The sequence below is a fragment of the Enterobacter cloacae complex sp. S1 genome (assembly GCF_014930525.1).
Classification (GTDB): Bacteria; Pseudomonadota; Gammaproteobacteria; order Enterobacterales; family Enterobacteriaceae; genus Enterobacter; species Enterobacter hormaechei_C.
The window spans coordinates 74,531-87,917 of the sequence record NZ_JADBRE010000023.1 but is presented as its reverse complement, the minus strand read 5'-3'; the positions used below and the strand labels follow the sequence as shown (position 1 = coordinate 87,917).

At 57.0% G+C, this 13,387-nt stretch carries 9 protein-coding genes; 4 read left to right on the top strand and 5 right to left on the bottom strand.

Going from position 1 to position 13,387, the window contains the following annotated elements; genetic code table 11:
* Positions 1-1,128: a succinyl-diaminopimelate desuccinylase gene (dapE, locus tag IM290_RS15940; protein ID WP_193042344.1), complete on the bottom strand. Its 1,128-nt coding sequence runs from the start codon at positions 1,126-1,128 to the stop codon at positions 1-3.
* A 3-nt stretch (positions 1,129-1,131) separates the two neighbouring features.
* Positions 1,132-1,488 carry an ArsC family reductase gene (locus tag IM290_RS15935; protein WP_193042343.1) on the bottom strand — a complete coding sequence of 119 codons (357 nt, stop codon included), beginning with the start codon at positions 1,486-1,488 and terminating at the stop codon, positions 1,132-1,134.
* A 387-nt stretch (positions 1,489-1,875) separates the two neighbouring features.
* Here IM290_RS15935 and ypfM point away from each other — a divergent pair, with 387 nt between their 5' ends.
* Complete coding sequence (ypfM, locus tag IM290_RS15930) at positions 1,876-1,935, top strand: protein YpfM (protein ID WP_015572204.1); 60 nt, start codon at positions 1,876-1,878, stop codon at positions 1,933-1,935.
* Between the two features lie 109 nt (positions 1,936-2,044).
* Here ypfM and acrD read toward each other — a convergent pair whose 3' ends face one another.
* Together acrD and narQ are read right to left on the bottom strand one after the other, a co-directional pair.
* Positions 2,045-5,158: a multidrug efflux RND transporter permease AcrD gene (acrD, locus tag IM290_RS15925; RefSeq protein WP_017383494.1), complete on the bottom strand. Its 3,114-nt coding sequence runs from the start codon at positions 5,156-5,158 to the stop codon at positions 2,045-2,047.
* 141 nt (positions 5,159-5,299) lie between these two features.
* On the bottom strand, positions 5,300-6,994 hold the full coding sequence (gene narQ / locus IM290_RS15920) for a nitrate/nitrite two-component system sensor histidine kinase NarQ (protein ID WP_045337831.1): 1,695 nt from the start codon (positions 6,992-6,994) through the stop codon (positions 5,300-5,302).
* 152 nt (positions 6,995-7,146) lie between these two features.
* Here narQ and aegA point away from each other — a divergent pair, with 152 nt between their 5' ends.
* From aegA to IM290_RS15905, 3 genes are all read left to right on the top strand, one after another.
* Positions 7,147-9,123: a formate-dependent uric acid utilization protein AegA gene (gene aegA, locus IM290_RS15915; RefSeq protein ID WP_063410166.1), complete on the top strand. Its 1,977-nt coding sequence runs from the start codon at positions 7,147-7,149 to the stop codon at positions 9,121-9,123.
* Positions 9,124-9,190: 67 nt separating this feature from the next.
* Positions 9,191-9,784 carry a GDP-mannose pyrophosphatase NudK gene (nudK, locus tag IM290_RS15910; RefSeq protein WP_017692952.1) on the top strand — a complete coding sequence of 198 codons (594 nt, stop codon included), beginning with the start codon at positions 9,191-9,193 and terminating at the stop codon, positions 9,782-9,784.
* A gap of 106 nt (positions 9,785-9,890) precedes the next feature.
* Entirely contained in the window at positions 9,891-10,934 is a 1,044-nt protein-coding gene (locus IM290_RS15905) for a DUF1176 domain-containing protein (protein ID WP_023295117.1), read from the top strand.
* Positions 10,935-11,023: 89 nt separating this feature from the next.
* On the opposite strand, the gene ygjK is transcribed toward IM290_RS15905, so the two are convergent.
* Positions 11,024-13,375 carry an alpha-glucosidase gene (gene ygjK / locus IM290_RS15900; RefSeq protein ID WP_226876033.1) on the bottom strand — a complete coding sequence of 784 codons (2,352 nt, stop codon included), beginning with the start codon at positions 13,373-13,375 and terminating at the stop codon, positions 11,024-11,026.
* Positions 13,376-13,387 lie beyond the last annotated feature (12 nt).

Genomic DNA, 13,387 nt, shown 5'->3' with positions numbered 1-13,387 from the left:
TCAGGCGACGAGCTGCTCCATAATACGTTGATACATGCGGGCCAGCAGTTGTAAATCGGCAGCGTTCACGCATTCATTGATTTTGTGAATCGTCGCGTTAACCGGACCCAGTTCGACAACCTGTGCGCCCATGCGGGCGATAAAGCGTCCGTCAGACGTGCCGCCCGTTGTCAGCAGCTGTGGCTTAATTTCATTATAGTGCGCAATGGCGTTCACCACCGCATCCACCAGTTTACCGCGCTGCGTCAGGAACGGCTGGCCAGACAGCCACCAGTCGAGGGTATAGCGCAGCTGATATTTCTCGAGCAGCGCAATCACGCGCGCTTTGATCATCTCGTCGGTCAGTTCGGTGCTGAAGCGGAAGTTAAACTGGACGAAGAGATCGCCGGGAATGACGTTGTTGCTGCCGGTGCCGGCCTTGATGTTGGCTATCTGCATGCTGGTTGGCGGGAAAAATTCGTTGCCTTTATCCCATTCAATGTCTACCAGTTCGTTCAGCATCGGCGCGGCGCGGTGTACCGGGTTATCCGCCAGGTGCGGATAGGCAACGTGGCCCTGCACGCCATGAATAGTCAAATTACAGGTCAGGGATCCACGGCGGCCATTTTTCACCACATCGCCCACCACTTCGGTGCTGGACGGTTCGCCCACCAGACAGTAGTCCAGACGTTCATTGCGCGCCATCAGGGCCTCAACGACCTTCACGGTGCCGTTGTGGGCGCTGGCTTCTTCATCGGAGGTAATCAAAAACGCAAGACGGTTTTTATGGTTCGGATGCTGGGCGACGAAACGCTCTGCCGCCACGACCATCGCAGCCAGAGAACCTTTCATGTCCGCAGCGCCGCGTCCGAAAAGCATGCCGTCGCGGATGGTCGGCTCAAAAGGCGGGTTGATCCAGCGGTCTGCGTCGCCTGCGGGAACTACGTCAGTATGTCCGGCAAACGCCAGCGTCTCTCCCTGACCGCGCCATGCCCAGAAGTTCTGCGTATCGCCAAAATCCATGTGCTCCACGGTAAAACCGATGGCACGCAGGCGCTCAATCATTAATGCCTGACAACCTGCGTCGTCCGGGCTAAGGGAAGGACGGCGAATAAGCTGCTGAGTCAGCTCAATGACCGGGCATGACATAGACTACACCTCAACGAATAAATCTGAATAAAGGGTTTCACTGAAACCCAGCAGCATAGGCTGACCTGGCTTGTAGAGCAATGGGCGTTTGATGATTGCCGGCATTTCAAGCATCAGTTTGGCTGCGCTGTCGGCGTCGTTGATCGTGGCCCGGAGAGATTCATCCAGTTTTCGCCAGGTGGTCCCGCGGGTATTCAGTAGCGCTTCCCACCCCAGTTCGTTGATGGCGGAATGGAGAAACGCGGGGTCAAGCCCGTCGGCACGGTAATCGTGGAAGCGATAGTCGATGTTGTGTGCTTCCAGCCAGCGGCGGGCTTTTTTAATCGTGTCGCAATTCTTAATGCCGTACATCACAACCATAGTGAATCCTTTTGTTCTTTTGTGGATTAAATGTTCAATATTTTCGAAGATATATCCTTAAGTGGAATATAACACATTCGGAATTTTTCGGGATTTACAATTCTCCATAATTCAACGAACAGCTGTAAGCTGAATAGTCTTTCATCTTTTAAGCATAGTTGTCCACCCTGTTTAAATTGCCAATAAACTCAGGGGGAAATTAAAAATGCTGTCATTTTTCCGACTATTTCAAAATATTGCTGTAGGTCACATAAAATTTACCCGACAACGCTCATAGTGATCCTAAACCTACCAGCACAGCGGGGCTCAATCACAGCAATCGGTTAAAGTGGCTTCACAATGATGATACGTTTTCGTAGAATGCACATAATAATAAGAGAGGTTGTTATGATTGAACGTGAACTGGGGAACTGGAAAGATTTTATCGAAGGCATGCTTCGTAAATGAATTTCCGGTAAGAAATGCAAGAGCACTTAATTAACTAAAATAACCATAGTGTGAAAGAATCACACAATAAAAAGGCGGCCTGTAAAGCCGCCTTTTTTATTTCAACGTGTTATTCCGGCTTATCCTTCAGCGGGAAACGACGGCGTACCAGCACAAAAAACAGCGGTACGAAATAGATAGCCAGAATCGTCGCCGAAATCATTCCCCCCATAACGCCCGTTCCCACCGCGTGCTGGCTGCTGGAGCCTGCGCCGGAGCTGGTGGCCATCGGCAGGACGCCAAACACAAACGCCAGAGAGGTCATCAGGATCGGACGCAGGCGCTGACGACAGGCGTGCAGCGTGGCGGCCATCAGTTCGTGACCTTTGGCATTCATCTCATTGGCAAATTCGACGATCAGAATGGCGTTTTTCGCCGACAATCCGATTACGGTGAGGAGTCCGACCTGGAAATAGACATCATTTTCCAGGCCGCGCATCCAGGTTGCCAGCAGCGCGCCGATGACCCCGAGAGGCACCACCAGCATCACCGAGAACGGCACTGACCAGCTTTCATACAGCGCCGCCAGGCAGAGGAACACCACCAGCAGCGAAAGGGCATACAGGGCAGGCGCCTGAGCGCCGGAAAGCCGTTCCTGGTAGGACATCGCCGTCCATTCCAGACCAAAGCCGGTCGGTAACTGCTGAACCAGTTTTTCCATTATGTCCATTGCGGTACCGGTACTGACGCCCGGCGCGGCTTCACCGACAATCTCCAGCGCTGAATAGCCGTTATAACGCTCCAGACGCGGTGAACCGGTCTCCCAGCGTGACGTCGCAAACGCCGAGAACGGCACCATGCCGCCGGTGTTATTGCGCACATACCAGCGGTTGATATCGTCCGGCAGCATGCGGTATTTGGCGGCAGACTGAACGTAGACCTTCTTCACGCGGCCGCGATCCATAAAGTCATTCACGTAGCTTGAGCCCCATGCCGTTTGCAGGGTGTCGTTAATGTCGTCGATGGAGACGCCCAGCGCCTGCGCTTTACGCTGGTCAATATCCACCTGTAGCTGAGGGCTGTCATCCAGACCGTTATGACGAACGCGGGTAAGCTGCGGATCTTTCCCGGCCAGCTCCAGCAGCTTGTCGCGAGCAGCCATCAACGCGTCATGCCCGGCACCCGCGTGATCCTGAAGCTCCATATCAAACCCGGCTGAGCTGCCCAGGCCGCTGATGGCGGGCGGGCTGCTGGCGAAAACGCGCGCTTCCTTGATTTTGTTGAACGCTTTGGTTGCACGCTCAATGATGGCAAAGGAGGAGCCGGTATCGCTGTCGCGCTGGTCCCAGTCTTTCAGGCGCACAAACATACGCGCCACGTTCTGCCCGTTACCGCCAGGGCCAGAGCCGACGGTGGAGAAGACGGAGACCACGTTGTCTTTCTCCTGAGTATGGAAGTAGTTCTCAACCTTCTGCACCACTTTCAGGGTCTGCTGCTGGGTCGAGCCGCTGGGTAACTGTACGGAGGTGATAAACATGCCGCGATCTTCCAGCGGCAGGAACGAGGTTGGCAGCCGCAGGAACAGGAAGACCATGCCGCCGAGCAGCAGGACATAAACCACCATCCAGCGTACGCTGCGGTGCAGAACTTTACCCACGCCCGCTTCATAGCGCGCCGCATTGCGGTTAAACATGCGGTTAAACCAGCCGAAGAAGCCTTTTTGACCGTGGTGTTCGCCCTTATGCAGCGGTTTCAGCAGCGTCGCGCACAGGGCAGGGGTAAGGATCATCGCCACCAGTACGGAGAGCACCATTGCAGAGACGATGGTGATCGAGAACTGGCGATAAATCGCGCCCGTGGTGCCGCCAAAAAACGCCATCGGGATAAATACCGCCGACAGCACCATGGCGATACCGACCAGCGCGCCCTGAATCTGTCCCATCGATTTGCGCGTGGCCTCACGGGGCGAAAGCCCTTCCTCGCTCATGATGCGTTCAACGTTTTCCACCACCACGATGGCATCATCCACCAGCAGGCCGATGGCCAGCACCATGGCGAACATGGTCAGGGTGTTAATGCTGTAACCGAAGGCATACAGCACCGCAAAGGTACCCAGCAGCACCACCGGCACCGCAATAGTGGGGATCAGCGTAGCGCGGAAGTTTTGCAGGAACAGGTACATCACGAGGAACACCAGCGCGATAGCTTCGAGCAGGGTTTTCACCACATCTTCGATGGAGGCTTTTACGAACGAGGTGGTTTCGTAGGCGACTTTGTACTCCAGTCCGTGCGGGAAGAAATGCGACAGCTCATCCAGACGCTCTAGCACCCGCTGCGCGGTCGCCATTTCGTTGGCGCCGGAGGCCAGTTTCACCCCCAGCCCGGACGCGGCATTGCCGTTGAAGCGGCTCAGGTAGTCATATTTTTCCGCCCCCATCTCCACGGTGGCGACATCCCCCAGACGCACTTCCGAACCGTCCTGATTCACGCGTAGCGTGATATTGCGGAACTGTTCAGGTGTCTGGAGCAGCGACTGGGAGTTGATGGTGGCGTTAAGCGCCTGGTTGTCCACGGACGGCGTACCGCCGAGCTGCCCCACGGCAATCTGGGCGTTCTGCGATTCGATAGCGTCGGTGACATCTTTGGCGGTCATCTGCACGCTGTTCAGCTTGTTGGGATCCAGCCAGATACGCATGGAGTACTGCGAGCCGTAGGCGTCGATATCACCCACGCCGTTGATACGGCTGAGCGGGTCCTGAATATTACTGGCGACGTAGTCCGCTATGTCCTGCTTATCCATTGAGCCATCGGTTGAAACAAACGCAATGGTCAAAATATTGGTGTCACCGGTTTTACGCACGGTCACCCCCTGGTTCTGCACCGCCTGAGGCAGTTTACGCAGGGCCGATTGCAGCTGGTTTTGCACCTGCTGCACCGCTTCATCCGGATCCGTGCCCGCCGTAAAGCTCAGGGTTACCGTCGCCTGGCCCGTGGCGCTGCTCTGTGAGGACATGTACATCAGGTTATCGAGACCCGTCATGTTCTGCTCGATAACCTGGGTGACGGTATTTTCCAGCGTCTGTGCCGAGGCGCCAGGGTAGTTCGCCGTGATACGCACGTTGGGGGGCGCGAGGTCAGGGTATTGCTCAACAGGAAGGGACGTAATCGCCAGGACACCCGTCAGACACAACAGGATTGCAAGCACCCAGGCAAAAATGGGGCGATCGATGAAAAAATTCGCCATTAAAGTGTGACCTCGTTTTGCTGCACGTCATTATTGTTTATTGCCCGCCTAACTTTAGCGGTAAGGCCCAGGTCAAACGTGGAGAAATAAAGGAGATAATGTAAATTATCATGCGCTTTTTTCAGCGCGCCTTCTTTCTCGCTATTTTTCAGCCTGCGCCGCAGGCGTCCGGAACGTTACGCTGACCTGTGTCCCGCCCTGTGGCGGCTGAGAAAAGTGTAATGTCCCGCCGAGCCGTCCCGCGCGTTCGCGCATGATATTCAGCCCGTAATGCCCCGGCGGTTCACTGGCGTCGCCGATACCAATGCCGTTGTCGCGGATCGTGACCGTGTGAGTGCCGTCCGCGGTGGTGACGCAGCTGACCACAATCTCGCTTGCGTCGGCATGTTTAATCGCATTCAGCACTGCCTCACGCACAATTTGCAAGAGGTGCACCTGTTTTTGTGCGTCCAGCGCCAGCGATGAGAGACGGCAGTCGAGCACCAGCTTCGCGCGGGTCTGGCTTTGCAACCCGTCGAGAGACTCCTGTAGCGCGGCAGGAAGATTGGCGTGATTGAGCGTCAGGCGGAAGGTGGTGAGCAGCTCGCGTAGCTGATGCCAGGCGTTATTCAGCTCGCGGGAGAAGTCCGTAATGATGGTCTGCGCCGGAGCATTGTCGCCCGGCACGGCATGCTTCAGCAGCGTAAGCTGAATACGCAAATAGGAGAGCACCTGCGCCAGCGAATCATGCAGCTCGCGCGCGATGGTGGCGCGCTCCTCCATCAGCAGCAGCTGCTGATAATGTTTCTGCGCCTGATTGAAATAGAGCCCCCGGCCCAGCATCGTCGCCACGCTTTCCATGAGCGGCAGCGGAACATCCCCGGTCGCGCTTTGCCAGCGCAGTTCGCCGTACAGGGTGTCCTGCATTAACACCGGTAAATTGTGCATTTTCTCGCCCGGGGACTCCTGTCCTTCGTAAAGCTGCCAGTCGTCACTGGTGCGCAATTGCAGGTAATTCATCTGCGTATAGTCATGCACAATCTGCAAAATATGCCGGAAACAGTGGCTGTCTATCTGCCCGGTATTCAACGCCTGTGAGCATTTGAACAGCATTTCGAGCTGCTGATGCGCTTCATTCAGGTGGCGGGTTTTTTCAGCAACGGAGCGCTCAAGGGAACGGTACAGGGTGTGTAATTCCGCCGACATATGGTTGAAGGCGCGGGAAAGCTGGCCCAGCTCGTTGGGAAGCGTAGTATCCGGCGCGGGAGTGTCGAATTGCCCCTGTTCGATACGCTCGCTCGCCGCCACCAGATTATTCAGCGGCAGCACAACCTGACGGCGGATGCGCCGCAGGGTCACCACCGCCAGCAGCAGGATGCCCAGGCCGCCCGTCAGCGACATGAAAATCACCAGCTGAATTTTATGTTCGGTGTAGTGCTGTAGCGCCAGCACAAAGGCATCTATCCGGCCCACGAAATCCTCTATGTGGTTCTGATACCATCCGGTATCGCCGCTGGCGATGCGCGTGTCCATCTCCTGCCAGCCAAGGTGCAACTGCTGGTAACGCTGTTTGACGTCCTCTGGCACATACCAGCGGTTTAGCTTCTGCAACGCAGGCGCGCTCAGCGTTTTTTGCCAGACCGCGCGGTGCTCTGCCAGCGATGGGCCGGCGCGCTGCATTTCGTAGCCCAGGCGGTAGCTCTGCATACGCAGCGAGCCGGCGATGTTAATCGCCTCGGCGTCGCGCTGGCTGCTGGCGAGTGTGACCAGCGCAATGGCGCTGATCAGAACGGACAAGACAATCATCGAAAAGAAAGCCCGAGCCAGGCTTCCCGATACGGGGCGTTTAACGGTCACTCATCAGCTTCCTGAATTAAATTGATCTGCCACAGGTTCACTGGAAATAGTTCGGCTTCCTGGGCATTTGAACATTGCGTCGCCATGCCGCTGTGGGTAAATACGATAACAATAGAAAGAATATGGTTATTGAACCAAAAACAGGTGTTGTTATGAATCGTTTTATTATGGCCAATGCTCAGCAGTGTATCGGTTGTCGCGCCTGCGAAGTCGCCTGTGTGATGGCGCACAACGGGGAACAGCACGCGCTGAGCGAGCGCCATTTTCATCCCCGCATTACGGTCCTTACTTCTGGCTTGCGAAAAAGTCCCGTGACCTGCCACCACTGTGAAAATGCGCCCTGCGCGCAAAGCTGCCCGAACGGAGCCATCACGCAACACAACGACAGCGTACAGGTCAATCAACAAAAATGCATTGGCTGTAAAGCCTGCGTGGTGGCCTGTCCGTTTGGCACGATGGACATGCTGATCGCCCCGCTGGAAAACGACAGCGTTAAGGCCTCGGCGCACAAATGCGACCTCTGCCTGGAAAGGCCGCAAGGCCCGGCCTGCGTGGAAAACTGCCCGGCGGAGGTGCTTACGCTCGCCACCCCAGCCGTACTGGATAAGCTGGTTAAGCAGCGCCGACAGCGCAGCGCAAGGCTGGACGCGCTGCCGTGGCACAGCGAGGCGGTTCAGTCAGCCCCTCCGCAAACCAAACGGCAACAGATGCAAAACACCCCGGCGCGCGGTGAGCCGGATAAGCTCAGCCCCGAAGCACGCGCATACCATTTTAACGAGATCTACCTGCCGTTTCGCCCGGAACAGGCGCAGCGCGAGGCTTCCCGGTGCCTGAAATGTGGCGAGCACAGCATTTGCGAGTGGACCTGCCCGCTGCATAACCACATTCCCCAGTGGATTGAGCGGATCGGGGCGGGGGATATCGTCGGTGCGGCTGAGCTTTCTCACCAGACTAACTGTTTACCGGAAATTACCGGCCGCGTCTGCCCACAGGATCGATTATGTGAAGGCGCCTGCACCCTGCGGGATGCGTCAGGGGCAGTAACCATCGGTAATATCGAACGGTATATCTCGGATCGGGCGCTGGCGATGGGCTGGACGCCGGACGTCAGCCACGTTAAGCCGGTCGGTAAGCGCGTCGCCATCATCGGTGCCGGTCCGGCAGGGCTGGCCTGCGCCGACGTACTGGTGCGCAGCGGCGTCGGCGTGACGGTCTACGACCGGCATCCGGAAATCGGCGGATTGCTGACCTTTGGTATTCCGGCCTTCAAGCTGGATAAATCCCTGTTAGCGCGGCGCAGAGAGATATTCAGCGCGATGGGCATCCGCTTCGAGCTGAACTGCGAGGTGGGAAAAGACGTATCGATGGCCCAATTGCAAAACGACTACGATGCCCTGTTCATCGGCGTAGGGACCTATCGTTCCATGAAAGCGGGTATCCCTCACGAAGACGCGCCGGGCGTGTACGACGCGCTGCCGTTTTTAGTGGCAAACACGCGGAACGTGATGGGCCTTGATCCTGCCGCAGACGAACCGTTTATCGACACGCAGGGTTTAAACGTGGTGGTGCTCGGCGGGGGCGATACGGCGATGGACTGCGTGCGCACCGCGCTGCGGCATGGCGCGGCGAAAGTAACCTGCGCCTACCGGCGGGACGAGGCCAACATGCCGGGCTCAAAGAAAGAGGTTAAAAACGCGAAAGAAGAGGGCGCGGCGTTTGAATTTAATGTCCAGCCGGTTGAGCTCACGCTGGATACCGACGGGAAGGTCAACGGTATCCGGATGCTGCGCACCAGGCTGGGCGAGCCGGATGCGCAGGGGCGGCGTCGTCCTGTCCCGGTGGCGGGCAGTGAGTTTGTCATGCCAGCGGATGCGGTGATCATGGCGTTTGGTTTTAATCCGCACGCCATGCCGTGGCTTCAGGCGCAGGGCGTCGACACCGACGACTGGGGGCGCATCAGGGCCTCCGTGGAGAGCCGTTATCGCTACCAGACCTCGAATCCGCAGATTTTTGCTGGCGGTGATGCGGTACGCGGTGCGGATCTGGTGGTCACCGCGATGGCGGAAGGGCGTCATGCCGCGCAGGGGATCATGGACTGGCTTGGCGTGCCGCCGCGCAACATGCATTAATGCAGACGGGCGACAAAGCGGGCTTCACGGCGTAGTATAAACAGACTCATTTTGCCGTGGAGCCCGTATGTCCCTGAACATTACCGTTATTAAAGACAAAATCCTTTCTGAAAATTACTTTGTCCTGCGTAACATCACTTACGATCTCACCCGTAAGAACGGGGACGTCATTCGCCATAAACGCGAAGTCTACGACCGGGGCAATGGTGCAACCATCCTGCTGTATAACCGTGAAAAGCAAAGCGTGGTGCTGATCCGCCAGTTTCGCATCGCGACATGGGTCAATGGCAACGCGGACGGACGTCTGATTGAAACCTGTGCAGGTCTGCTTGATGACGATGAGCCGGAAGTGTGTATCCGCAAAGAAGCCATTGAGGAGACGGGTTTTGAAGTGGGTGCGGTGCAGAAAGTCTTTGAGCTGTTTATGTCCCCTGGCGGGGTTACCGAGCTGGTTCACTTCTTCATTGCGGAATATACCGATGCTCAGCGCACGCACCGGGGCGGCGGCGTGGACGATGAAGACATTGAAGTGCTGGAAATGCCTTTCGCTCAGGCTGTCGACATGGTGAAACGCGGTGAGATCCGCGACGGTAAAGCGGTGATCCTGTTGCAGTATCTGCAAACCAGCGGGCTGATGAATGCGGCGGCGGAAGCGCGATAAGTTGTATTTCAGATAAATCTATCCGATAAATCCGATTGAGCCAGCCCGCCCAGGGCACGAAGATACGCCCCAGATTGACCTATTCGTTTCCGGGGCTGTGCCGTTCATGCGCTACTGCGTTTATCTTCTCTTCTTCATTTGCGTGCTTCCCGCGCCTTTGGTGTGGGCTGCGCCTGCGCAGCAGTCTTTTTCAGACTGGCAGGTGACCTGCAATAACCAGAACTTCTGCGTAGCGCGCAATACCGGCGAGCATCGCGGTCTGGTCATGACGCTGAGCCGCAGTGCGGGGGCAAAAACGGACGCCAGCCTGCGCATCGATCTCGGCGGGCTTTCGGCGCCTCCGGTGAAAGAGCCTGACATCGCCCCGCGCCTGCTGCTCGACAATGTGCCGCTTAAACTCACGTCGCAACACTGGCAGTTAGCCCCCTGGCATCTTAAAACAGACGATACGGCCACCATCACCACGTTTCTGAAAACCATTCAGGAAGGGCAGGCGCTGACCCTGCGCGGGGGGAAGCAGACAATTTCTCTGGCCGGTCTGAAAGCGGCGCTGCTGTTTATCGATGCCCAGCAAAAACGCGTCGGAAGTGAAACGGCGTGGATTAAAAAAGGGGATAGTCCACCGCTAAGCGTGCCGCCTGCGCCGGCATTAAAAAAGGTGGCGGTGGTGAACCCCACGCCAACGCCGCTGACGCATAACGAACTCAACGATCTGCTGGATTACGGTACCTGGCGCATGAACCACAGCCAGTGCTCTCTCGATCCGAACCGGCGTGAAGTGCGCGTGACCGCGCTGACCGATGACAAAGCGCTGATGATCATCAGCTGTGAGGCGGGGGCGTACAACACCGTCGACCTGGCGTGGCTGGTGTCGCGTAAAAAACCATTTTCGGCCAGGAGCGTGAGATTGCGCCTGCCGTTTACCCCTTCCAGCCAGAGTAGCGACATGGAGTTGATGAATGCCAGCTTCGACGAAAAAACGCGCGAGCTGACCACGCTGGCGCTGGGACGCGGGATTGGCGACTGTGGGATCCAGACCCGCTGGCGTTTTAACGGCCAGCGCTTCCGCCTGGTACGCTACGCGGAAGAGCCAAGCTGTGATAACTGGAATGGGCCAGATGCCTGGCCCACGCTGTGGATCACAAGGTAGGGTTTTGCCGGGTGGCGCTGTCGCTTACCCGGCCTACTTTTTAGAACCGTAGGCCCGGTAAGGCGTAGCCGCCACCGGGCACGAGGGCATCACCGATCGCTCTTACGGAAAAAGTCGTTATACAGCATATACAAATGCGCCGCGCTCCAGGAGAAGTTAGGTGCGCCCTGCTGTGCTCCGGTCAGGGGGTTATAGTTCTCCTGAATCGGGCCGTCCGAGGTTAACCCTTTCGCATGCTTAAAGAAGGTTTCGGCGAGGGTTTGCGCCTGCTCACGATAGCCGTAACGTTCCATGCCTTTTAGTCCAAACCAGAACTGATCGACCCAGACCCGGCCGCGCCAGTATATGTCTGCGCCGAACGCCGGGTTTGTCAGCGCGGCGGTGCCGAGCGGTACCCAGGTATTGAACTCCTTCGGATCCAGCATCACCTTGACCACGGCATCCGCATGTTCCTGCGTCGCGGCACCGTTAAACAGCGGAGACCAGCCTTCCGGCCCTTTACCACGCTCGACGATAGGTTTGCCCGCACAGCCGTTCGCCAGCGGCTTATCCTCGATACGAATGTCATAGTAAAACCCGCTTTTCGCATCGAACATGCAGGTGTTGATATAGGTTGCGAGTTTATCTGCCAGCTGGCGATAGTGGCTGGCCTCCTGCTCTTTACCCAGCAGGCTCGCCATCTGCGCCAGATAGTGATTGTCGCTGTACATATAGCTTGCCTGGTCAACGGACTCCTGTAATAAGGAATACCCTAACAGATCGCCTTTTTTACTCCGGTTTTCGGCAAATTTCACCGTCCAGTCGCTGCGTTTCCCGCCGTTTTCAACGTACTTATCCAGCTGCGCTTTATCGATAAATCCGAATACGGCGGCATCATCGCGCCCGGACTCCCACGAGGCGGCCACCTGCGCGGGGATCTCCAGGCTGTCGTACTGGCCGTTATCGATTATCCGTGCGTAGTTATTCAGGCCGGAAAGCGACTCTTCTTTATCACCTTTTTTCACCGTGAACAGCATCTCGCCGGTAGCGGTGTTATGGGCCTTATCACGCGTCGCACCGTACTCCGGCACGCCGTTGCCGTTATGATCGCGGTTACGCAGCCACCAGTCGTGATAGGCAACCAGTTTTGGATACATCTCGGCAAGCCAGGCTTTATCCTGCGTGGTGTTATACACCTCCATCACCGACCATGCCGCCAGGCTCGGCTTGGTGTTACGCTCGTTCCAGTTACCGCCGTCGCCGCCTCGTTCCGGGCTCAGGTTCCAGGCGATTAAATCCGGCACAAATCCGGTATCCTGCGGGCGCACCGGATCGTCGGGTTTGATCTGCCAGGAGAAGACCGCGCGGATGTTCTCTTTGGCGATCTCCGGGTTGAAATGCGCCATGGCAAATGCCTGTTTCCAGGTGTCCCACGGCCAGGTCTGGTTGCCGGAGAACCAGCGTCCGGTTACGGAGGGCGTCACCGTGTTAAAACGCACCGCGCCGCCTGGCGAACGCCAGTTACCGTTCAACGTCTCGATGGCTTTCACCGCCACGCGCGTTTGTTCTGGAGTCGCGTGCGGGTTGGTTAACCCTTTTTGTAAATACCTCTCCCAGCGCGCTTGCGAGGCGGCCATAAAGTAGGCCGGACGCGCCAGAATGTCGCGGATCTGCGGCTGTTCACGCGCGACGTCATCGGCGTTCAGCAGATGGGAGTAGGTAGTGTACAGCGTGGTGCTGCCGGAAATCTGTGCCCGGCTGGTAAAGCGATGTCCGTCAACGGTGGTCTCGGCAGGAAGAGAGCGGTGTAACTGATATTCGGAACTGCCGGAGGTGAGCAGATCCCAGGTAGAGCGTACCTTGCCGAAGGTCACCTTCAGGCCGTCGCGCGTGGCTACAATTTTACGCTGATAATCAGGATATGCGCTGTCGATGGTTTTATCCGAACGCGGCTTGCCCTCTTTGGCCTCCAGTTTTTCCAGCAGCTCGCCGTCCCACACCAGCTTCAACGGCGTTTTGCTGGTAATACGGGTTTCAAGCAGCGAAGTACGCGCAGAAGCAAAGCGCAGCGTCATCACGATCTGAACATCCCTGGCGCTCAGTTTCTGCACCAACGCGCCAGGGAGGCTGTAGGCTTCAAGGGTGAAATCCACTTTTTTACCGTTCTGATAAACGGACAGGCGATCAAAATTCGTCGCCATAAAGTTGATGTACTCTTCGGTGAGCAGCGCTACGCCGGGAAATCCGCCCTGGGTCTGCGGCCCGTCCGGCAGCAAATGCCCATGCCAGGCACCCATATCAAAAAAGGGATTAAACCGCTGGTGGTCGTCGTAGTCGAAATCCTGCATGAAGAGCGGCGCGCCGGTACGGTTGATGACGTTTTTGAAGTCAGTTGCGGTGGCGGCGTGAGCCGAAAAACTGAGCGCCAGCGCGCAGGCCAGCGGCGTGAGGACGTATTTCATGGTGATAGATCC

Coding starts and splice junctions, on each gene's coding strand:
- ygjK (WP_226876033.1), bottom strand. CDS start 13,375: ATGAAATACGTCCTCACGCCGCTGGCCTGCGCGCTGGCGCTCAGTTTT.
- IM290_RS15905 (WP_023295117.1), top strand. CDS start 9,891: ATGCGCTACTGCGTTTATCTTCTCTTCTTCATTTGCGTGCTTCCCGCG.
- acrD (WP_017383494.1), bottom strand. CDS start 5,158: ATGGCGAATTTTTTCATCGATCGCCCCATTTTTGCCTGGGTGCTTGCA.
- dapE (WP_193042344.1), bottom strand. CDS start 1,128: ATGTCATGCCCGGTCATTGAGCTGACTCAGCAGCTTATTCGCCGTCCT.
- nudK (WP_017692952.1), top strand. CDS start 9,191: ATGTCCCTGAACATTACCGTTATTAAAGACAAAATCCTTTCTGAAAAT.
- aegA (WP_063410166.1), top strand. CDS start 7,147: ATGAATCGTTTTATTATGGCCAATGCTCAGCAGTGTATCGGTTGTCGC.
- IM290_RS15935 (WP_193042343.1), bottom strand. CDS start 1,488: ATGGTTGTGATGTACGGCATTAAGAATTGCGACACGATTAAAAAAGCC.